Below are 19,770 nucleotides of genomic sequence, written 5' to 3' on the forward strand. Positions count from 1 at the left end.
ATCATCATCCGATGGTGGTGCTGATTGAGTCCGGAGCCTAGTCTGCGAGGCCTGTGCGGCGTCCATCGCGAACACGAGAAGCCCCGACTAATTGCCGCGGGCGAACGGCGTGCGACCGCCGAGGGCGATGGCCGCGTCGCGGGCTTCCATCTCTCCGCACGCGACCTTCCTGCATCCCGCGGGGCTCGATCTGCCGGTGCCCGCCGCCGCCATCGACACCGGCGGCCACCACACCAAGCATCCCCGTCTGGCCGCGCCGCCCGACTCGCACGAACAAGGGCAAGATCCCGCTCTTCATCATCGGCGTGGACGCGGTGAAGGACGCGGTCTACGCCCGCCTGCGCCTCACCGAACCCGACCTGGCGCAATCCACTTCCCGCGCCGCCCCGACGCCGACTACTTCCGCCAGCTGACCGCCGAGCGCGTCGTCACCCGCTTCGAGCGCGGGCGCCCTATCCGTTCCTGCAACCCATGCGCGACGGAGAACGCAATGAGGCGTTGGACACCTTCGTCTACGCCCACGGCGACCTGCACGGGCTGATCAGCATGGGGCTCAGGCTGAACGAGGAGGTGCAGGGGGTGGCGTCGGCGCCGGTGGGGCCCGATGCCGAGGCCGCGCGGGTGATCCTGTCCGTGTGGATGACGCGAGGTATCCGCGTCAAGTTCGTTCTTTAGTTACGCGAATCACGATGTTACAAGAGTCACAAATCAGGGAGGGCATCGTGGCGCGCGCTGCAGCCAAGTCCAGGCGCCCGGATGAGCCGCGCATGGTGCATGTGCGGCTTGATCCGGAACTGCACCGCCGTTTGCGCATCGTCGTCGCGGCCGAGGACACGTCCATGCAGGACTGGCTGGCGCGCACTGTCGAGAAAGCCGTTTCTGAACAGTGGCCTAATGTGGCCAAGGAGGGAGAGTGAGCGGCCGTGCGTAGATCGGAGGCACAACTGACACTGATCAAGCCCGCGGCGGTGATTGTCCAGCAGGGCAAACTACTCGATTACATCGACGGCGTCACTCAACGGAACGAGACCCCCGAGGAGTACGTCCGACAAGAGATCGCGAAGTCGCTGGTCCGCGAGTACGGATACGAGAAGGCCGAGATATCGGTCGAATTCACCCTTCGCCTTGGCTCCAAAAAGCCGCGGGCTGACCTTGTCATCTTCGACGAGGGTGATCCGCACGATCAAGATCGTGCGCGGGTCATCATCGAGTGCAAATCGCAGAAGATCAAATCGACCGACAGGAAAGAGGGTGTTGGGCAGCTTCAGAGCTACATGTCGGCGTGTCCGAACGTGGCGTACGGGATGTGGACCAACGGCGTAGAGCGGTTCTGCTATCGGCGGGTCGACACGAACGGAAAGATCGCCTTCGAGGAAATCCCGGACATTCCCGGCAAGGGGCGCACAGAAGACGAGGTTGAACGCCCTCGCTTCGATCAGCTCAAGGCGGCTTCGTCGGATGCGCTGCTCTTCGCGTTCCGCCGCTGCCACAACTATATCGCCGGCAACCAAGGGCTTCAGAAACCCGAGGCGTTCTGGGAACTGCTGAAGATCATCTTCTGCAAGATTCATGACGAACGCAGCTCAGATGAGGTCGAGTTCTACGCGACATCCAAGGAGCGTCATGGCCTGAACGGCCGCCTCAAGGCAAAGAAGCGCCTCGATACTCTCTTCAATGAGGTGAAGGCGGAATATCCGACAATCTTCCGCGAGAACGAGGCCATCGAACTGAACCCCGAAGTTCTCGCCTACATCGTTAGCCAGCTTCAGATGTACTCGCTCCTGGAGAGCGACATCGACGTGAAGGGGCGCGCCTACGAGGAGATCGTCGGTTCCAATCTCCGTGGCGACCGGGGCGAGTTCTTCACTCCGCGCAACATCTGCCAGATGACCGTTGCCATGCTCGATCCTGGCGAGCGGCAGGTCATTCTGGATCCGGCGTGCGGCACCGGCGGATTCCTCATCACAGCCATGAACTACGTCATTGAGAAGATCCGCAGTGCCGAGATCAGCAAGTGGGGCGACGTCGAACGCGCCGAGACCGCTATCCGACAGCGGGTCCAGCGGTTCGCCCAGAACTACATCGTCGGGATGGACCTGAACCCGAACCTCGTCAAAGCGTCGAAGATGAACATGGTCATGAACAATGATGGCGCTGGCGGGCTGTTTCAGGCCAACTCGCTGAAAGCGCCTGCAACGTGGGATGACGACCTCCGCGCGCGCCAGATCATGGGGCAGGTCGACCTCATTTTCACGAACCCTCCGTTCGGCTCGAAGATTCCCATCGACGAGCCGTCGATCCTGGAGGCATACGACCTTGGCCACATCTGGTCTTACGACGCGGACACGGATCGCTGGACCCGGACGAACGCTGTTCAGAAGTCCCAGCCGCCCGAGATCCTCTTTATCGAGCGCTGCGTGAAGTTCCTGAAGCCAGGGACGGGCCGGTGCGCAATTGTCCTCCCCGACGGCATTCTCGGCTCGCCGGGCCTCGGATACGTGCGCGAGTGGATCCTTCAGAACACCCGAGTGCTCGCCAGTATCGATCTTCACCCCGACACCTTCCAGCCCCACGTCAGCGTCCAGACCAGCGTCCTCGTCCTTGAGCGCAAGACTGATGAGGAGATCGCGGTCGAAACTGCCGCCGGCCGGATGAACGACTACGAGGTCTTCATGGCCGTGGCCAACCACATCGGTCACGACAAGCGCGGCAACGTAACTTATGTCCGTGACAAGAAGGGCAACGAGATCGTCGAAGAGATCGAAGAAACCCTGAAGGAATACGAGGAAGGCAAACCCGTCTACAAGAAGCAGCGGACGCGCCGGAAGGTCATCGACGACAATACACTGCAGATCGCTCAGGCATTCAGAACGTGGCTGTCCGAGCAAGACTGACGCCGCCACGGGCGCAGAAGACCGACTGGAACTGGCACAAGGTCAAATCGACGTCACTGAAGGCGTCGCTTGTCTTTCGTGGCGCGCGCCGCATGGAAGCTGAGAATTATCTTGCGTCAGGCTATGGGACCCGGATTTCCATCGAGGCAAAGGAACGCGGATGGGCGCGGTTGCATACCGTCGCAAATATCTCGCAACCTTCGCGGTTGAAGGGAACAGTGGTCTCCCAAGAGTTCGGAAAGCCCTACCTTTCTGCGACTCAGATATTCGACGTTAGACCGTTTTCGCGGCGCTTTCTTTCACTCGGAAAAATCAAAGTACCGAAAGCGCTGGAGGTCGACGGCGGCGAAATTTTGGTGACCAGGTCTGGCAGCGTGGGACGTGCAACTCTGGCGCACTCCGTACACGTTGGACACATCATCTCTGATGACCTTCTCCGTATCGATGCGATCGACCCGGACTGGTGGGGCTGGATTTACGCATATTTGCGCGCGCCAACGGTGAGGGAAATGATGAAGGCCGCCCAGTACGGCCACATCATCAAGCATCTTGAAACCCATCACCTTGACGAACTGCCGATCATCACCCCGAGTGTTCCCCGGATTATCACCGAATGCCAGGCGGCCACCGAAAAAATTCTGGATAGCCGCAATCAGGCGTTCTTGAAGATCAACGAAGCAGAGGCGTTGTTCGAGAAGCAGTTCCCGACCAGTGAGACTGCTGCAGATGCCTCCGCCTTCATTCGGCGGGCAAGCGAAGCACTGTTTAGGAATAGGCGCCGCTTCGACGCTTGGAGCCACAATCCCGAAAAAGAAGAAATTGAACGGCGACTAAACGCGTCCTGTAAGGGCTGGACGACCCTGGAGGAGGCTGGATGTGAAGTCTGGCTGCCGAATAGGTTCAAACGCATACCCGCTGAAGATGGCGTCGAGCTCATCGACAGCTCTCAAATCTTCGAGCTCAACCCCGACTACAACCGCCGCATATCTGCAGCCGGCATCGCCGACAAAAACAACGGTCGTGTGGAACCAGGTTGGATCATGATGTCTCGTTCTGGCCAAGTCTACGGCTTGCTCGGCTCCGTCGCCATGGCAACAGAACAGCATGCCGGGAAGGTGGTATCAGACGATGTCATCCGGATCGCGCCTAGCGAAGACCTGAGGCCCGGGTACCTCTACGTCGCTATCAGTCACTCATCGCTTGGCCGCCCAAGAGCAAAGGCATTGGCCTACGGCTCCAGCATTCCTCATGTCGAAGTCGAAGACTTGAAAGGGTTCTCGATTCCACGACTGACGCCCGAAATTGAGAAGCAAATTTCGGATCTTGCCGAGGAAGCGTTCAAACTGTGGTCCGAAGCCGATGAGAGGGAGAATGCGATAGCTGATACCGCAGAAGCGGAGATCACGGATTTCCTATCCCGGAAGACTGCTTCGAAGTAGCCGTCAGAGACTACGGCCGAACATCCCAAACATTCACAATAGCTTGAGGGTCCGTTTCGGGCGATTCTCCAGCCTATGCGGACCCTCCTCCATCGCCTTTTCGGCCTCGCGCGGGCTCGCGGCTTAGACGCTGCGGGTGGTGGGCGGCGTTGGGAGGGCGCGCGGGCGGTCGTTGGGCTGAACGCGGCGATCCTGGCCGGCGCGACCACGGCGGCCCGGCGGGCCGGGTGGTATGCGCGGAACAACCGGTGGGTCGCGGCGGCGGTGGACAGTCTCGTCGGCAACGTCGTCGGCACCGGGATCGAGCCTAATCCACTTACCCAGACCGAGCCGTGCGCGAGCGGCTGCAGACGATGGCCTCGCGCGCTGATCGAAAGCGGCGAGAGCTCGCCGGCTACCGTGACCGTCCGAGACCCAATCATCGCCTTCCACTCAAGCTGCCAGCCGAAAGCTCGTGAACTGGTCCTGCCACCGACTTGGAAACGGCTCCAGCACCCGCGCCACCGTCACCTCCGGCCCCTGCCTGCCGTCGAGCATCGCCTCCACGATGTCGGGTGCGAGCAGCGTCAGGCGCAGGACGCGGGTCATGTAGGACGGCGCGATCCCCTCGCGCTCGGCCAGCTCCGAGATGGTCGCGAACTCGCCCGACTCCATCATCCGCTTCCAGCGGAAGGCACGCGCCAGCGCCTTGACGAGGGTGCTGTCTGTCCGACGGGAGTGGGTGGCCCCATCCGGCAGCCGGATCTCCTTCCGCCCGCCGCGCTTCACGACGCGAAACGGGACGCGCACCGTTACGGTGTCGGGGATTGGCGTCGCGCGGGTCATGCAGCGCGGTCCATTCCACCAACGCCCATCTCGCGCGCGAGTCCGACCAAGCCATCGACCCGTAGCCGCACGTTCAGGCCCTCGGTGCCGACGTCGATCCGCTCGACCAGCAGCGCCACGATGCGGGCCTGCTCGGCGGGAAACAGCTCATCCCAAGTCGGGTCCAGCTGGTGCAGAGCGGCATGGACATGTGACTCAGTGATCTCGTGGTCCTCCTGCCAAGCCGCCTTCCATGTTCCCGCAACAATCTCGGGCTGGCGGAACACGGCCCGCAACTGATCGATGACCGCCGCTTCGATGTCGCCCGCCGGCACGCGTCCAACGGGGCACGACCCGGCGCCATGCTTCAGCACCGTCTGGCTGACGTAGTAACGGTATAGCCGATCTCCCTTCCGGGTATGGCTCGGCGAAAAGGCAGCGCCATCGGGACCGAAGAGCAGCCCCTTCAACAGCGAAGGAGTTTCGGCGCGCGTCCGCGCGGCGCGTTTACGCGGGCTTTCCTGAAGGATCGTTTGAACCTTCTCCCAAAGCTCCTGATCCACGATCGCCTCCTGCTCGCCAGGATAGCTCACGCTCTTGTGGACCGCCTCGCCGACGTAGGCGGGATTGTTGAGCATCCGGTACAGGTACTTCTTGTCGATCGGGCTGCCCCGCTTGGTCGTGAAGCCCTCGGCGCGTAGAGCGTTCGCCAGCACGGTCGCCGAGCCGACTTCGACGAACCTCTCGAAGATCATGCGCACGGTCTTCGCCTCGGCCGGGTTCACCACAAGTCTGCGGTCCTTCACGTCGTAGCCGAGCGGCGCCCAGCCGCCCATCCACATGCCCTTCGCCCGCGAGGCCGCGAACTTGTCCCGGATCCGCTCGGCGGTGACCTCCCGTTCGAACTGGGCGAACGACAGCAGGATGTTCAGCGTCAGTCGCCCCATCGACGTGGTCGTGTTGAACGACTGCGTGACCGACACGAAGGTAACGCCGTTCCGGTCGAACACCTCGACCAGCTTGGCGAAGTCGGCGAGAGAGCGGGAGAGGCGATCGATCTTGTAGACGACCACGACGTCGACCAGCCCGTCCTCTATGTCGGCGATCAGCGCCTGCAGCCCCGGCCGCTCCAGCGTGCCGCCGGAGAAACCGCCGTCGTCGTACTGGCCGCGGAGCAGCACCCAGCCCTCGGGTTTCTGGCTAGCCACATAAGCCTCACAGGCTTCTCGCTGGGCGTGGAGCGAGTTGAACTCCTGCTCCAGCCCTTCCTCGGAGGACTTGCGGGTGTAGACGGCGCAACGGCGCTTCGGCTTCGTCGCGTCCTTCATGCCGACCGCCTCTGGTTTTTGAGGCCGAAGAAGACGCGGCCATTCCACCTCGTGCCGGTGATCGCGCGAGCGATTGCGGAAAGCGATTTGTACGGCCGGCCCTGCCACTCGTAGCCGTCGGCCAGAACGGTCACGACATGCTCGACGCCCTTCCACTCGCGGAGCAGCCGCGTCCCGGTGATGGGCTTGTCGGAGTGGTCGGCCCGCTTGCGGCTCTTCACGCGGTCGCCGCCGTCGAGCTCTTCGCCGAGCCGCTCCAAGCGCTTGATCGTCTCTGGCTTTAGGCCGCCATAGGTCAACTCTTGGATGCGGTACGCCAGGCGGCTTTCGAGGTAGCGCCGGTTGAAGGCAGGTGGCTCACTGTCGAAAAGCTCGCGCCACTGCTTTTTCAGCTCTGGCGTTGGGGTCGTCTTCAGCGCGGCGAGGCGCGCCGGGATGCCGTCAGTCTGGCTCATGCGGTTCTCCGGTTGAGGCGGTTCGCATGCACGCTCTCGGCGGGCGAGAAGTGAAGGCCAATTTCTCCTTCTTCTGCATGTGCTTGGGCGTCGCGCTGGCGGAGGCGGATGACGCCGCGCGCGAGGATGGCGCACACCTCGCGGCGACGCTCGGCGGCAGTCATGCGATCCGGAGGGAGAGGATTTGGTGCTCGATACATTGGGCGGCCTCGACGTCGGGGTGCCCATTGCCTCTACGCATGCGCGCACGAAAACGTCCCACTCCCGTGGAGGGTGTGGATGGACCAGACCCGGACTCGACTCTTGGTTGCCGCCCTCGGTAGAACACAATCGGAACAAACGAGTGTGTTCGAGAGGGTTCAGTATGGGTTCGGACGTTCAGAAGTTCACGAGCAAACGCTTCCTCGCCAACATCGATCTCGACCTGATGCGGGCGCTTTTCGCCCGGCATTTCGCCGACGGCGACAGCCCGGTCGCGTTCGACGGCAATTCGGCAGGAGTACGCGCCGCACTGACGGAGTACTTTCACGCGCCGGTCACGGACTGGTCGGAAGGGATGATCGCGGATCTTCACCGGGTGAAGGAGCTGGGCAAAGAGAGCGGCCTGCAGCTCATCCTCGGCGAGGCGCGCCGGCAGGGGATCGTGCTCTACTCGGATGCGGAGCGTGCCGACGACGCGCCGCCGACGAAGTATGAGGCGAAGCACGTCGCGCTGTACACCTACCTCAACCACCCGAGCGTCTTCGAGGCGGCCGCCGATTTCCAGGCGCTCCGTGCGCCTACGGCTATGGCCGAGTTTCGCGGTCCCGATCGTGACGCCGATGCCGATCTGACAGAAGAGACGACGGACGCCCTGAAGTCCGCAATCCGGAGGCTCCTCGCGGAAGACCTTCATGGCGACTTCTGCCGGATCACGCCCTACGAGAACGACGACGAGATCAGCGTCGTGGTGAGCCACGGCGCACCGATCAAGACGATGCCGGTCGTCGCCGGTGACCGGGAAGAGGTGATCCCCATCCAGGCGATGAAGTACGCGACGCTGCGTTACTCCGCCTCCGAAGGGCTCCTGCGGATCGGCGGCGTCGCGAAGGCCCGCCAGTCCGACGTCGCCGAAGCATTCGCGACGCACATTCTCGGGCGGCCGGGGTTTTTCGCCGGCAATGATGCGCGGGACATCTATACCCTCGACGCGATCGCCGAAGTCGGGTCTGACTTCACGTTCGATCATGGCTTTGACGAGCGGATCAGGGAGGTTCGCATCGTCGCGGCGACGGCGCTCCTCTACGAACGCAATGAGGACGAGCAGCTGTTCAAGTTCGTCCGAAGCCTCGAGTCGAAGGACGCGTCAGGTTCTGCCCTCCAGCATCTTCGGAGCGCTGGTGTGCCGCTCGGCCGCGCTTGGCGGCTTGGCGAGATCACATTCCGCGTGTTCTTCGACGTCGGGGCCAAGCGCCCGGCCCAGGTCACCGTCCGGCTGAAGCCGCCAGGCACGCTCGCTTTCCGCCGCACCCGGTTCGAGAAGGCGATCCACACTCTCGTCGCCCGCAACGGTCTGGAGGTCGACCGCGATGCTTTCGTTCTTGTGGAAGCGGCTGAGTGAGGTCGGGCCGAAGGTCTCCGGCCGTGCGCTTCGCCGCTTCTCGGAAGCCGAGGTCGAACGACTTCTTCGGGCCCGAGTCCTGATCGAGCAACGCCGCGCTGACACCTGGCCGGTCTGCACCCACTGTGACTGCGGTCTCGACGCCCGCCCGATCCGAACGGTGGGTGACGAACTTCGCGCCTGCTGCCCTCACGACCCGAACGAGGACGAGGTGCTTGCCGGCGATGACCTTCGGCGCTTTGCGATCGAGCCCGAGCGGCTTGCGATCGCAATTGCGGCGTCGGGCGGACTGATCGGCGGCGTCAGTCCCATCGGCGAAGGTATATGGCTTCTCGGCAGAACGCCGGCTGGTTGTGCGGTCGTGGCCTGCCTCGATGCGCAAATCCTGTTTGGGCCCGGGACGTCATTGGCACTCAAGTCCGTCGCCGCTGGGGACCCCGTGTCGGTCCTCGCCACTGAGTGCGGGCCGGCTGACGGGCTCCGACTCACCGAAATGGGGTTCGCTGCGCACGCTATCGCCGACGTAATGGAGCGGGATGAGGCGGACGTTGAGCGGCTTCGGGTCGAGCGCTTATCGCCGACCGTTGGAGCCACGCGTCTCGTCGTCGACCTCACTGCATCTTCGGTCACGTTCGACGGCCAGGCGATCGATCTGCCGCCGCAGATGTTCTCCGCGTTCCGGATGCTGGCCGAGCAAGTCGATCAGCGCGATCCTGTCCTTCGCAGTCAGGAGATCGAGCATCGCTTTGAACGCGAGGCCCGTGGGGTGATGCGCGATCTGCGGAAGGCGATCGCGCGGTGTTTGTCTGCGGAAGAGGCGGACGGACTCGTCAGGACCGTGCGCAATCGCGGCTACCGGGTCGGGTTAGACCCGTCGGAGGTGATCCTGACGCGCTGAGCGCCGGAGCACACAAACTTCACACACAAAGCACACGCGAAACACACCTACGGCGGCGGGTGAGCCGGCACCTTCTCGGTCAACAGCAACGACCGAGGCCCGCGCATGGACCGCCCTCTCTCGCCCGACGACATACACACCCTGATCCGCGAAGCGGACGCAACCGCGCGTCGGCTGCACCGCAAGCTGCGACTTCCGGCAGCCGATCTCGATGACCTTCGCCAGGACCTCCTCACCGACCTGATCGCCCGGATGCCGGGGTTTGACCCTGAGCGCGGCAGCCTGGGCGCGTTCGCCGGCCTGGTGATGCGTAACCGGTCGGTCCGGATCGCAGAGACGGTCGCTCGCCAGCGGCGCCTCACCGCCGGGGGGCCGATGTCCGTCGACGCTCCGGCTGCCGACGCCAATCGCACTTCGCTCGCCGATCAGCTCTCGGAGGCAGACGGGCTCGGCGCCTGGCACGGACAGCGGGTCGACCACTTCGAGCAGATCGACGGACGGTTTGACGTCGACCGCGCCATCGCCGGCATTGCCATGCGCGACCGTCCGCTCTGCGCGGCGCTCGCGGACCGGTCCGTCGATCGCCTGGCGAACGCCGGCTTCGGCGCCCGCACGTCCCTTTACCGCCGCGTCCGCGAACTCCGGATGGTCCTCGCCGCCGAGGGTTTGCTGCCCCGGTGGGACGCTTTTCGAGCCGCGTGAGTAGAGGCTCATCATGCCCCACTCCAACATCATCAACTTCACCCGGCCCGCGGCGCCGCTCAGCGAGATCGAGCTGTGCGGCTGGATCGGCCAGGCCGCGCCCGGTGCGGCGCTCGAGTACCACCGCGGCTTCCTCGCGCTGGACACGGTGGCGGCCGCCTCGCGGCTGCCGAACGATCAGCGCGAAGAGCTCCTGCGCATGTCCCGCCGCGCGATGTGGGCCGCCGAGCAAGGGCTCGTCCACCTCGTGCAGCGCCGGCTGGCACCGGACTGCTTCGCCTACCTCGCGATCGCGCGCCCGAAGCTCCGCCAGAAGCGCGTGTCGCTCTCCCAACTCATGACCGAAGAGGCTGCCTGATGACGGCTGCAACGCCAGCGTCCGTCCGCGCGGACGCACGCCCCAACCATGTCCGGCTCGCGGATCTCGACCGGATGCAGGTCGGCGAGATTGCCGCGCTGCCCGCCGAGGATCTCGCGCTGCTCCAGGACGAGGCGACGACCGCCTTCGACGCCGCCAAGCGCACGAAGGAGTGGGTCGAGAGCGCGATAGCGATGCGCTTCGCCGAGCGCGCCAACGCCGCCCGCCTCGACGACGGCAAGGACACCGGCACCGTCCGCTTCGAGGACGGTGCCGTGACGATCGTCGCCGACCTGCCGAAGCGGGTCGATTGGGACCAATCCGCGCTCGGAGAGATCGTCGAGCGCATCCGCTCCGCCGGCGAAGACCCCGTCGACTACGTCGAGACGACTTTCAAGGTCCCCGAGCGCCGCTACGCCGCCTGGCCGCCCGCGATCGCCAAGACCTTCGAGCCCGCCCGCACCGTGCGCACGGGCAAGCAGACCTTCCGCCTTTCCCTGAACACCGAGGTGTCCCGATGACCGATCTCGCCAAGCTGCGCGCGTCGAACTACGCGCTCCAGTCGCTCCCTGAGACCATCCGTGTGCCGGTGCAGCCGCCGGCGCGCGCCGAGCCGATCGCCAAGCCGCTGGTCGATGCCACGGTCGACGAGCTGGCTTTCAGCCTGACCCTCGCCGAGGACGAGCTGAACGCCGCCAGCGATCGCCTCTACGCGCTGCGCCGTCTCCTGCGACTCGCTCGCGAGTCCGGCGCCATCGGCACGGACCGTCCCGCCGATATAGTGACGGGCGATCGCTGATGGCGATCTCGCTCGCGTCCCTCAAGCGCAGCGCTGCCTTTGCAGCGCCGCGCATCCTCATCCACGGCGTCGCAGGCGTCGGCAAGACGACCTTCGCGACCGGCGCCGAGGATCCCGTCGTCATCGCGACCGAGGACGGTCTCGGCACGATCGATGTCCCGCACTTCCCGCTGGCGGCAAGCTTCGATGACGTGATGGGCGCGATCGCCGCGCTCTACTCGGAGGACCATGACTTCCGCACCGTCGTCGTCGACAGCGTGGACTGGCTGGAGCCGCTCGTCTGGAAGCGGGCGTGTGCCGACAACCGCTGGGGCTCCATCGAGGAGCCCGGCTACGGCAAGGGCTACGTCGCCGCGCTGGACCTCTGGCGGCAGTATCTCGATGGCCTGAACGCGCTCCGCGACGAATGCGGCATGACGGTCATCCAGATCGCGCACACCGACATCAAGCGCTTCGATAGTCCCGAGCACGAGCCTTACGACCGCTACGTCATCAAGCTCCACGCCCGGGCGGCGGCGCTCCTCCAGGAGCATTCGGACGTCGTGCTGTTCGCGAATTACCGCATCAGCACGGTGAAGTCGGACGTAGGCTTCAACAAGAAGGTGACGCGCGCGCTCGGGAGCGGGGAGCGCGTCCTCTACACCGCCGAGCGCCCCGCCTTCCTCGCGAAGAACCGCTACGGCTTGCCCGATGTCCTGCCGCTGAAATGGCAGGCGTTCGCCGACGCGATGCCCGGCCCAGCCGCTGCCGCAGCACCCGCCCCCGAACAAGACTGAGGACCTGACCGATGGCCAATCTCGGCACGACCTTCGACGCCAGCACCGTCGATCCGACCTCCACCTACGAGGTGCTGCCGCCGGGCAAGTACACCGTGCAGATCGTCAATAGCGAGATGCGTCCGACCAGCAAAGGGCTCGGCCAGTACCTCTGACTGGAACTCGACGTGCTGGACGGTGAGCACGTCGGCCGCAAGCTGTTCGACCGGCTGAATCTCGTCAACGCGAACACGCAGACGGTGGAGATCGCCCAGCGCACGCTGTCCGCGATCTGCCACGCGACGGGGAAGATGCAGGTGACGGACAGCGAGCAGCTGCACCTCATCCCGCTGCAGGCGGACGTGACCGTCCAGCCTCCGAAGAACGGCTACGGGGAGAGCAACAAGATCCGCTACCGGCCGCTCGATCAGGCGCCCGCGGCCTCTCCCAAGGCAGCGGCGCCCCCGCGCCCGCAGCAGACCGCCCCAGCGAAGCCCGCGCAGCCCGGCGGCTTCGCCAACGCGCCCTGGAAGCGCTCGTCCTGATCAGTATGGCGTCCGCGCGAGCGGGCGCCTCTCCTCCGCCCTTCGAAGGAGCCCCCATGCTCGACTTCAACGATCCCATCGCGATCTCGCAGACGAAGAACACGCCCGAGGAGTTGCGGGCGGCGGTTCGCGCGAAGATCGCCGAACGTGACGACGCCATCGAGAAGATCAAAACGCAGCTTGCTGCCGCCGACATGCGGCGCCAGGAGCGCCGCGGCCGGCTCGACGCCGACTGGTACCACAAGGCCCGGACCGCAATGCGCCACCTCCAGCGGGAGCGCGCCGAGCTCATCGCCGTCGCCGCTGGCCTTCCCGATCCGCGCGCGGAGCTGAAGGACCGCATCATCGCACTCGCGCGAACCTACTTCGATCCGGCCGATTGGGAAGTGATCGTCGAGCAGGCGCAGACGTTCGGCAAGGAGGAGCGCAACTGATGGCGCCGCTTCCCGAACCGCAATCGCCCACGCGCGAGGCGATCTTCGCCACCTACGAGGCCGACCGGGACGACGGGTTCCGTCCACACCTCGGCGCGTCGCTGATCGGCAAGTCGTGCGAGCGCGCGCTCTGGTACGACTTCCGCTGGGTGACACCCGCCCGCTTTCCCGGCCGGATCCTGCGCCTATTCGAAACGGGCCAGCTCGAGGAGGCCCGGCTTGTCCGCAACCTCCGGCGCACCGGCGCGACCGTCCTCGACGTCGACCCGGCGACTGGTCGCCAATGGCGCGTCGAAGCGCACGGCGGGCACTTCGGTGGTTCGCTCGATGCCGTCGCGCTCGGACTCCTGGAGGCCCCGCGCACCTGGCACGTTGTCGAGTTCAAGACGCACTCCGCGAAGAGCTTTCGTGAGCTGGTGGCGAAGGGCGTCGTCGAAGCAAAGCCGCAGCACGCCGCGCAGATGCAGGTCTACATGCACCTGACGGGCCTGACGCGCGCCCTCTACGTCGCGGTCTGCAAGGACACCGACGATCTCCACGTCGAGCGGGTGTCCGCCGATCGCGAAGCCGGCGAGCGGCTGCTCGCCAAGGCGAAGAGGGTCATCGACGCGGCTCGTCCGCCGTCTCGCATCTCGGACGATCCCGCCTGGTGGGAGTGCAGGCTCTGCTCGCATCACGCTGTCTGCCACGACGGCGCGCCCGTCGCGGTGACGTGCCGTTCGTGCCTACACGCGAGCTCGGTCGAGGGCGGCTGGCACTGCGCCCGCTGGGACGCAGCGCTCGACATGGCCACGCAGCGCGCGGCCTGCGCAAAGCATCTCTTCATCCCTGATCTCGTGCCGGCCGAGGTCGCTGACGTTGGCGACGATCACGTCGTCTACCAGCTCTCCGACGGCACCACCTGGATCAACGACGCACGGGAGGCGATCGCATGCTGACGCTGCGTCCGTATCAGCACGCCGCCATTGACGCGATCTACGGCTACTTTGAGGATCGCAAGGGCAACCCGCTGATCGTCATTCCCACCGCCGGGGGCAAGAGCCTCGTCATGGCGTCCTTCATCGAGGGCGTGCTGAAGGCCTGGCCTGACCAGCGCATCCTCGTCGTCACGCACGTCCGTGAGTTGATCGCGCAGAACCATGCCGAGCTCATCGGGCTGTGGCCGGACGCCCCCGCAGGCATCTACTCCGCCGGCCTCGGCCGCCGCGACCTTGGGGCGCGCGTGCTCTTCGCAGGGATCCAGTCGATCCACAAGCGGGCCTATGACGTCCAGAAGTGCGATCTCGTCCTGATCGACGAGGCGCACCTCATTCCGTCGAGCTCGAACACGATGTACCGGCGCTTTCTCGATGACCTCACGAGGATCAACCCGAAGCTGAAGGTGATCGGCTTCACCGCGACGCCGTACCGGCTCGACAGCGGCATGCTCCACGAAGGCAAGGGTGCGCTCTTCACCGACATTGCGTTCGAGGTCTCAGTTCGTGAGCTGATCGACGCGGGGTATCTCGCGCCGCTGACCAGCAAGGCCGCGGAAACGAGACTGAGTGTCGCCGGCGTCGCCACCCGCGGCGGCGAGTTCGTCGCCAAGGACCTGCAGGCGGCGGTCGACCTGCCCGAGATGACCGACGCGGCGATTGACGAGGTGGTGGCGCTCGGCCGCGACCAGCGGTCCTGGCTCGCGTTCTGTGCCGGCGTCGAGCACGCGACGCACGTCGCCGAGGCAATCCGCAAGCGGGGCTTCTCGGCCGCCACGATCTTCGGTGACACACCGAAGGCGGAGCGGGATCGCATCATCGCATCGTTCAAGCGCGGCGAGATCCGCGCGCTCGCCTCCATGGGCGTGCTGACCACGGGCTTCAATGCGCCGGCCGTCGATCTCATCGCGATGCTGCGCCCGACGAAGTCGACCGGGCTCTACGTCCAGATGGCGGGGCGCGGCACGCGCCTCGCGCCGGGCAAGTCCGACTGTCTCGTCCTCGACTTCGCCGGCAACGTGGCGCGGCACGGACCCATCGACGCCGTGAAGCCGAAGCGTCCTGGCGAGGGAGACGGCGATGCGCCGGTGAAGGAGTGCCCCGACTGCCAGAGCCTTCTGCCGACGGCCGTGCGGGTCTGCCCCGACTGCGGCCACGCGTTCCCGCCTACAAAGGTCGAGATCGAGACCCAGGCCTCGACGCTGGAGATCCTCACCAGCGGCAAGCCGCAGTGGCTCGAAGTCGACCGCGTCTCATACAGGCCGCACCAGAAGCCCAACGGGCTGCCGTCGCTGCGCGTCGATTACCAGTGCGGGATGATCCGCCACAGCGAGTGGGTCTGCTTCGAGCACACCGGCTACGCCCGTCAGAAGGCCATCGCGTGGTGGCAGCGGCGCGCCTCTGGTCAACAGGTCCCGACGTCCGTCGCCGATGCCTTCGAGCGCGCCTGGCAGCTCATCGTCCCGTCGGAGATCGCGGTCCGTCCCAAGGGCCGGTTCATCGAGATCGTCCGCTACAGGTTCAACCGATGCCAGAGCACGTCCTCTGCGCCGTCTGCCGGCGGGAGCCGCGCGGGTTCGGCTGGTTCTATCCGCACTACAGCGTTGCCGATCCGCGGCGGGACCAATCCCGTCGGCGGCTCTGCAGCCGTCTCTGTCAGCAACTCATCCAAGGGAGAAGCGGCATGATCGATCCGACTCCGAACGAGAAGGCCGCGATGGAGGCCGGCGGACACGCTGGAGGCGCGTATATCGAAGACCTGGGCAAAAGCGATCTCGCGGTTCTGTCGCTTGACGAGTGGCAGGCGCTGATCGAGACGATCGTCACCGGGTACTGCGACACGCTGCGCGAGCTCGCCGCGACCGACCGCGACACGCTCGACGGCATGGCCCAGAAGGTGCCGTACTGATGGCGGCGAGCTTCATGGCGCAGTTCGGTGGCGCGCTGGTGGCAAACGGGTGGCCGATCCTTCCCATCCAGCCCGGCACGAAGAAGCCCGGCCGATACCGCAGCGGCTTCTGGTCGGACTATCCCGACTGGCCCCGCCACGCTACCCGCGCGACGACGGAGAATGAGCTGGCGATCTGGCGCGAGTGGCCGGACGCTGGCGTCGGGATCGTCTGCGGGACCGTGGTCGCGGTCGACATCGACCTTGAGGTGCCAGAGCTTGCGAGCGCGATCGAGGAGCTGGCACGGGAGCGGCTGGGCGACACGCCGCTCCGCCGCATCGGACGCGCCCCGAAGCGGCTGCTCGTCTATCGCGCCACCGAGCCCTTCCGGGGTATCCGCCGCGCCCCGCTCGAGATCCTCGGCGAAGGTCAGCAGTTCGTCGCGCACGCGATCCATCCGGACACCGGCCGGCCCTACGACTGGCCGAATGGCCCTCCGGCCGACCGCGACCTCAGCGATCTGCCCGTGGTCGAGCGCGCGGCTGTGGAGGCGTTCCTGGACGAAGCGATCGCCATGCTGCCGGACGAAGTTAAGCCGGCGCGGCTGTCCGTGGGACGGTCCATTGGTGATGGCATCAGTACGTCCCGCGAGGGCACTCGCGAGGCCATCGCCGCTGCGTTGGCGTACGTCCCCAACGCAGATCTTGCCTACGACGACTGGATCCGCGTCGGGCTCGCGCTGAAGGGCGCGCTCGGCGACGACGGCACCGACCTCTTCGTCGCGTGGTCGGCGCAGTCCGGCAAGGATGAGCCGGACTTCACCGAGAAAACCTGGGCCGGGCTGAAGCCCGAGCGGATCGGCGCGGGCACGATCTATCGGCTGGGTCTCGACGCTGGGTGGAAGCCCGAGCCGGCTCTCGTCCTTGATGGCGCGACGCCCAGGCGCGAAACCCATCCGGCCGCCGCTATGCTCGCCAAGGTGCAGGCGGACCCGCGGAAAGGCCTGGCGCCCGAGCCGCCGATCCAGCTGACGATGCCGGACGGGCTCGTGGGCGAGCTGACCGAGTACATGGTCTCGACGGCGCGCCGCCCCCAGCCTCTGCTGTCGCTCGGCGCGAGCCTGTGCGCCATCGGAGCACTGATGGGGCGCCGGTTTCGCACCGAGAGCAATCTGCGCAGCAACCTCTACGTCGTCGGGATCGCAGACAGCGGCTCGGGCAAGAACCACAGCCGGGAGATCATCAACGAGCTGTTCCTCGAGGCCGGGCTCGTCGAGTATCTCGGTGGCAACAAGATCGCCTCGGGCGCAGGGCTGCTCTCGGCGCTCTACCGGCAGCCGGCGTTGCTTCTGCAGCTCGACGAGTTCGGCATGTTCCTTTCGGCGGCTGCGGATCGCCGCCGCAGCCCGCGCCACATCACCGAGATCCTCGACAACATGACGGAGCTCTACACCGCCGCAGGCGGCGTCTACTTCGGGGCCGAGTATGCGAACCGCGACGGCAAGAACGAGCGTCGTGACATCAATCAGCCGTGCCTCTGCGTCTACGGGACGACCACGCCTGTCCACTTCTGGTCGGCGTTGAAGGAGGCGAACGTCGTCGACGGGTCCCTGGCGCGTTTCCTGATCATGGAGACCGAGGAGGACTACCCGGAGGAGATCGTCGATCGGGGCATTCGGTCGGCGCCCTCGGGTTTGCTCGATCAGATGAGGCGCGTCGCAATGGGCGGCGCGTCAACGGCGGGCAATCTCGCAGGTCTTGGCAGCGGCCTTTCTACGGGCGTCGAGCCGGTCACAGTGCCTATGGCGAGCGCGGCGAAGGAGGTCTTCCGATCGCTGGGGGCGGACGTCACGCGGCAGCTGCGAGAGGCTCGAGGCACCACCCGAACGGCCGTCCTCGCCCGCATAGCGGAGAACGCGGCGAAGCTCGCCCTCATCGTGGCGGTCGGTCGGGATCCCGAGCGACCGCGGATCGAGGCAGGCGACGCTCACTGGGCCATCAGCCTGACGCAGCACTGCAGCCGGCGGACCATGCTGGCGGTCGACCGCCACGTCGCCGACAATGACAACGAGCGCCATCGCAAGCGTGTGCTGGAGATCATCCGCACCGCTGGCGGCGGGGGTTTGACGAAGTCCGAACTCGTGCGGAAGACGCAGTTCCTGCCGAGGCGAGACCGTGACGACGTGCTCGCGGATCTGGCCGAGACCGGATGTATCGCGGTCCGGATGGTCCCCTCCGCAACGAAGCCAGCCGCCGTGTTCGTCGCGACGGAGGCAGGTGCCGGATGAAATACTTCAACCCGCGGCAATCCTTCCGAAGGCAAAAGTCGAGCATCCATCTGAGATCATTGGCCTTTCGAGAAAGATCAATGATTCAATCTTTCATCGAGGAGCATATGTCCTCTCGCGCGCGCGTTCTAACTAGAGTCTGTGGTCGTATGAATAATTGAATATATTGAATTTTATACAGAACCCTCAGCGCCGTCAGGGACTTGGCTCGTGTGCGGATAGCTGAAGTTCCTCTTGAAGCGTTGAACGATCCCGGTGCCCCGAGCACCACTGACCTGATCCCATCCCGGGTTCGGGCGGACGCAGCGATCCTCACCAGACGCTGCCTGCGCCCCGACCGTCCAGGGAGGTCCTCGTGACCGATCAATTCTCATCCGCGCCGAACGCGAACGCGCGCAACCAGGACGCATCTCGAGCCGGGGCAGCCTGGCTCGCCCTCGATCTCGGCACCACCACCGGCTGGGCGCTCAGGACCGGCGAGGGCACCATCGTGAGCGGCACAGTGTCGTTCCGGCCAAGCCGGTACGACGGCGGCGGTATGCGATACCTCCGCTTCCGCAGCTGGCTGGAGGAGGTCGCCGAGAACGCCGGCGGGCTCGGCGCCGTGTGGTTCGAAGAGGTTCGTCGACATGCAGGGACGGACGCGGCGCACCTCTACGGCGGCTTTCTCGCGACGCTGTCGGCCTGGTGCGAGCAGCGATCGATCCCGTACCAGGGCGTTCCGGTTGGAACGCTGAAACGCCACGCCACAGGTAAGGGCAACGCCACGAAGGACGCGATGATCGCGGCGGCATAGGGAACGCCACGCATCTCTGCCCACGCGGTAAAGGTCGCCATCAGCCCGCCGAAGACGTGCGCGGCGTCGGCTCCGGTATGACGACGAACCTCCTCGAACCAGATCGCGGCAATCGGCCCCGAGAGGCGCTCGATCTCGGTCAGCCAGTTGGTGAAGCGCAGGAAACGCATCCCGCCGCCGTCGAACCGGCCAGGACGGAAGCTCGCGCTGCCGCTCGTGATGAGGCCGTCGTGGCCGCGAATGGCCCATCCGGTCGTCGTGCCGAGATCGAGTGCGAGGATGCAGGATGTGTGGAGCGGCCCGCCATCGAGTCGCGGAGTCGTCGCGGGGATCGGGGTGGTCATCGTGAAGGCTCACAAGAGGTGGGCCTTCGGCTCTGGTCGCCTGAAAAATAGCATCCGCTGCGCTCTGCCGAAAGCGGAAACGGCAAGGCAAGTCGGCAAACGGTGGACCGCGGTGATGAGTGGCTGTGGTCCCAACCCTTGGACGGGTGGTCCCAAACTGAATGCGGTTGGGGCCACCAATTTCCTTTTTCAACTCAATACCTTGTTCCGATGTGGTTCCAACCTCGGTGTCCCCAACGGGGGTCCATCTCTTTTCGTATAGAAAAGCATGTTCCCGACCAATTTCGTTCTCCTACACGACTGTGTAGCAAAAGGTTGGGACCATGGGGTGAGGTTGGGGACACCGTTGTTTTGGAACGGCTTTTCGTGTCCCCAACCCCCTCGGGAGGTTGGGACAGGGTTGGGACCAGCAGCGAGGTTGGGACTGGTGTCAACGCCGATCCAAATCTGACCCACTTACGGCGGTCGC

21 protein-coding genes and 2 pseudogenes are annotated in these 19,770 nt (G+C 65.4%); 19 read left to right on the top strand and 4 right to left on the bottom strand.

The genetic code is table 11. The features are described from left to right. Positions 1–127 precede the first annotated feature (127 nt). The 6 genes and pseudogenes from JCR33_RS25685 to JCR33_RS25690 all read left to right on the top strand — a co-directional run. Entirely contained in the window at positions 128–541 is a 414-nt protein-coding gene (locus JCR33_RS25685; RefSeq protein WP_211110561.1) for a terminase gpA endonuclease subunit, read from the top strand. Continuing rightward, positions 499–675: a hypothetical protein gene (locus JCR33_RS24765; protein WP_211110562.1), complete on the top strand. Its 177-nt coding sequence runs from the start codon at positions 499–501 to the stop codon at positions 673–675. The genes JCR33_RS25685 and JCR33_RS24765 overlap by 43 nt, the downstream gene beginning before the upstream one ends. A 47-nt stretch (positions 676–722) precedes the next feature. Beyond that, a complete protein-coding gene (locus tag JCR33_RS24215; RefSeq protein ID WP_198884726.1) occupies positions 723–917 on the top strand; it encodes a hypothetical protein in 195 nt (64 codons plus the stop codon). A 6-nt stretch (positions 918–923) separates the two neighbouring features. Further along, positions 924–2,894: an N-6 DNA methylase gene (locus JCR33_RS24220; protein ID WP_198884727.1), complete on the top strand. Its 1,971-nt coding sequence runs from the start codon at positions 924–926 to the stop codon at positions 2,892–2,894. Between the two features lie 92 nt (positions 2,895–2,986). Then, complete coding sequence (locus JCR33_RS24225) at positions 2,987–4,333, top strand: restriction endonuclease subunit S domain-containing protein (protein WP_198884728.1); 1,347 nt, start codon at positions 2,987–2,989, stop codon at positions 4,331–4,333. Between the two features lie 75 nt (positions 4,334–4,408). Then, positions 4,409–4,639, top strand: a pseudogene (locus JCR33_RS25690) (phage portal protein); the annotation flags it as partial. A gap of 126 nt (positions 4,640–4,765) precedes the next feature. Here JCR33_RS25690 and JCR33_RS24235 read toward each other — a convergent pair. The 3 genes from JCR33_RS24235 to JCR33_RS24245 are packed head-to-tail and all read right to left on the bottom strand — an operon-like array spanning position 4,766 to position 6,920. Further along, positions 4,766–5,158, bottom strand: coding sequence for a hypothetical protein (locus JCR33_RS24235; protein ID WP_198884729.1), 393 nt, complete (start codon positions 5,156–5,158; stop codon positions 4,766–4,768). Next, positions 5,155–6,465: a recombinase family protein gene (locus JCR33_RS24240; RefSeq protein WP_198884730.1), complete on the bottom strand. Its 1,311-nt coding sequence runs from the start codon at positions 6,463–6,465 to the stop codon at positions 5,155–5,157. The genes JCR33_RS24235 and JCR33_RS24240 overlap by 4 nt, the downstream gene beginning before the upstream one ends. Further along, complete coding sequence (locus JCR33_RS24245) at positions 6,462–6,920, bottom strand: DUF2924 domain-containing protein (RefSeq protein ID WP_198884731.1); 459 nt, start codon at positions 6,918–6,920, stop codon at positions 6,462–6,464. The genes JCR33_RS24240 and JCR33_RS24245 overlap by 4 nt, the downstream gene beginning before the upstream one ends. A 364-nt stretch (positions 6,921–7,284) precedes the next feature. Here JCR33_RS24245 and JCR33_RS24250 point away from each other — a divergent pair, with 364 nt between their 5' ends. From JCR33_RS24250 to JCR33_RS24315, 13 genes and pseudogenes are all read left to right on the top strand, one after another. Then, entirely contained in the window at positions 7,285–8,520 is a 1,236-nt protein-coding gene (locus JCR33_RS24250; RefSeq protein ID WP_198884732.1) for a hypothetical protein, read from the top strand. After that, positions 8,489–9,418, top strand: coding sequence for a helix-turn-helix domain-containing protein (locus tag JCR33_RS24255; protein WP_198884733.1), 930 nt, complete (start codon positions 8,489–8,491; stop codon positions 9,416–9,418). The genes JCR33_RS24250 and JCR33_RS24255 overlap by 32 nt, the downstream gene beginning before the upstream one ends. 105 nt (positions 9,419–9,523) lie before the next feature. Further along, positions 9,524–10,120, top strand: coding sequence for a sigma factor (locus JCR33_RS24260; protein ID WP_198884734.1), 597 nt, complete (start codon positions 9,524–9,526; stop codon positions 10,118–10,120). Between the two features lie 13 nt (positions 10,121–10,133). Further along, on the top strand, positions 10,134–10,478 hold the full coding sequence (locus tag JCR33_RS24265; RefSeq protein ID WP_198884735.1) for a hypothetical protein: 345 nt from the start codon (positions 10,134–10,136) through the stop codon (positions 10,476–10,478). Next, complete coding sequence (locus JCR33_RS24270; RefSeq protein WP_211110563.1) at positions 10,478–10,999, top strand: hypothetical protein; 522 nt, start codon at positions 10,478–10,480, stop codon at positions 10,997–10,999. Before JCR33_RS24265 ends, JCR33_RS24270 begins: the two co-directional genes overlap by 1 nt. Then, positions 10,996–11,277: a hypothetical protein gene (locus JCR33_RS24275; RefSeq protein WP_198884736.1), complete on the top strand. Its 282-nt coding sequence runs from the start codon at positions 10,996–10,998 to the stop codon at positions 11,275–11,277. Before JCR33_RS24270 ends, JCR33_RS24275 begins: the two co-directional genes overlap by 4 nt. After that, positions 11,277–12,053, top strand: a complete 777-nt coding sequence (locus tag JCR33_RS24280) for an ATP-binding protein (RefSeq protein WP_198884737.1) — start codon at positions 11,277–11,279, stop codon at positions 12,051–12,053. Before JCR33_RS24275 ends, JCR33_RS24280 begins: the two co-directional genes overlap by 1 nt. 11 nt (positions 12,054–12,064) lie before the next feature. Beyond that, positions 12,065–12,577 (top strand): annotated as a pseudogene (locus tag JCR33_RS24290) (DUF669 domain-containing protein). A gap of 56 nt (positions 12,578–12,633) precedes the next feature. Then, positions 12,634–13,011, top strand: a complete 378-nt coding sequence (locus JCR33_RS24295; RefSeq protein WP_198884740.1) for a hypothetical protein — start codon at positions 12,634–12,636, stop codon at positions 13,009–13,011. Beyond that, positions 13,011–13,949: a PD-(D/E)XK nuclease family protein gene (locus JCR33_RS24300; RefSeq protein ID WP_198884741.1), complete on the top strand. Its 939-nt coding sequence runs from the start codon at positions 13,011–13,013 to the stop codon at positions 13,947–13,949. Before JCR33_RS24295 ends, JCR33_RS24300 begins: the two co-directional genes overlap by 1 nt. Then, positions 13,943–15,673, top strand: a complete 1,731-nt coding sequence (locus JCR33_RS24305) for a DEAD/DEAH box helicase (RefSeq protein WP_198884742.1) — start codon at positions 13,943–13,945, stop codon at positions 15,671–15,673. The genes JCR33_RS24300 and JCR33_RS24305 overlap by 7 nt, the downstream gene beginning before the upstream one ends. Next, positions 15,670–15,894 (top strand): DUF6511 domain-containing protein, encoded by a 225-nt coding sequence (locus tag JCR33_RS24310; RefSeq protein ID WP_198884743.1) that lies wholly within the window; start codon positions 15,670–15,672, stop codon positions 15,892–15,894. Before JCR33_RS24305 ends, JCR33_RS24310 begins: the two co-directional genes overlap by 4 nt. After that, positions 15,894–18,161, top strand: a complete 2,268-nt coding sequence (locus JCR33_RS24315; RefSeq protein ID WP_198884744.1) for a bifunctional DNA primase/polymerase — start codon at positions 15,894–15,896, stop codon at positions 18,159–18,161. The genes JCR33_RS24310 and JCR33_RS24315 overlap by 1 nt, the downstream gene beginning before the upstream one ends. 654 nt (positions 18,162–18,815) lie before the next feature. Here the strand turns inward: JCR33_RS24315 and JCR33_RS24320 are convergent. Then, positions 18,816–19,301: a hypothetical protein gene (locus JCR33_RS24320; protein ID WP_211110564.1), complete on the bottom strand. Its 486-nt coding sequence runs from the start codon at positions 19,299–19,301 to the stop codon at positions 18,816–18,818. Positions 19,302–19,770 lie beyond the last annotated feature (469 nt).

Origin of the sequence: Acuticoccus mangrovi, assembly GCF_016411865.1 — a bacterium.
GTDB lineage: Bacteria > Pseudomonadota > Alphaproteobacteria > Rhizobiales > Amorphaceae > Acuticoccus > Acuticoccus mangrovi.

What these genes read in the sequence shown, in the direction of transcription:
- JCR33_RS24315 (WP_198884744.1), top strand. Translation starts at nt 15,894, where the DNA reads ATGGCGGCGAGCTTCATGGCGCAGTTCGGTGGCGCGCTGGTGGCAAAC.
- JCR33_RS24260 (WP_198884734.1), top strand. Translation starts at nt 9,524, where the DNA reads ATGGACCGCCCTCTCTCGCCCGACGACATACACACCCTGATCCGCGAA.
- JCR33_RS24265 (WP_198884735.1), top strand. Translation starts at nt 10,134, where the DNA reads ATGCCCCACTCCAACATCATCAACTTCACCCGGCCCGCGGCGCCGCTC.
- JCR33_RS24280 (WP_198884737.1), top strand. Translation starts at nt 11,277, where the DNA reads ATGGCGATCTCGCTCGCGTCCCTCAAGCGCAGCGCTGCCTTTGCAGCG.
- JCR33_RS24245 (WP_198884731.1), bottom strand. Translation starts at nt 6,920, where the DNA reads ATGAGCCAGACTGACGGCATCCCGGCGCGCCTCGCCGCGCTGAAGACG.
- JCR33_RS24320 (WP_211110564.1), bottom strand. Translation starts at nt 19,301, where the DNA reads ATGACCACCCCGATCCCCGCGACGACTCCGCGACTCGATGGCGGGCCG.
- JCR33_RS24305 (WP_198884742.1), top strand. Translation starts at nt 13,943, where the DNA reads ATGCTGACGCTGCGTCCGTATCAGCACGCCGCCATTGACGCGATCTAC.
- JCR33_RS24235 (WP_198884729.1), bottom strand. Translation starts at nt 5,158, where the DNA reads ATGACCCGCGCGACGCCAATCCCCGACACCGTAACGGTGCGCGTCCCG.
- JCR33_RS24255 (WP_198884733.1), top strand. Translation starts at nt 8,489, where the DNA reads ATGCTTTCGTTCTTGTGGAAGCGGCTGAGTGAGGTCGGGCCGAAGGTC.
- JCR33_RS24270 (WP_211110563.1), top strand. Translation starts at nt 10,478, where the DNA reads ATGACGGCTGCAACGCCAGCGTCCGTCCGCGCGGACGCACGCCCCAAC.
- JCR33_RS24240 (WP_198884730.1), bottom strand. Translation starts at nt 6,465, where the DNA reads ATGAAGGACGCGACGAAGCCGAAGCGCCGTTGCGCCGTCTACACCCGC.
- JCR33_RS24310 (WP_198884743.1), top strand. Translation starts at nt 15,670, where the DNA reads ATGATCGATCCGACTCCGAACGAGAAGGCCGCGATGGAGGCCGGCGGA.
- JCR33_RS24275 (WP_198884736.1), top strand. Translation starts at nt 10,996, where the DNA reads ATGACCGATCTCGCCAAGCTGCGCGCGTCGAACTACGCGCTCCAGTCG.
- JCR33_RS25685 (WP_211110561.1), top strand. Translation starts at nt 128, where the DNA reads ATGGCCGCGTCGCGGGCTTCCATCTCTCCGCACGCGACCTTCCTGCAT.
- JCR33_RS24300 (WP_198884741.1), top strand. Translation starts at nt 13,011, where the DNA reads ATGGCGCCGCTTCCCGAACCGCAATCGCCCACGCGCGAGGCGATCTTC.
- JCR33_RS24295 (WP_198884740.1), top strand. Translation starts at nt 12,634, where the DNA reads ATGCTCGACTTCAACGATCCCATCGCGATCTCGCAGACGAAGAACACG.
- JCR33_RS24225 (WP_198884728.1), top strand. Translation starts at nt 2,987, where the DNA reads ATGGAAGCTGAGAATTATCTTGCGTCAGGCTATGGGACCCGGATTTCC.
- JCR33_RS24250 (WP_198884732.1), top strand. Translation starts at nt 7,285, where the DNA reads ATGGGTTCGGACGTTCAGAAGTTCACGAGCAAACGCTTCCTCGCCAAC.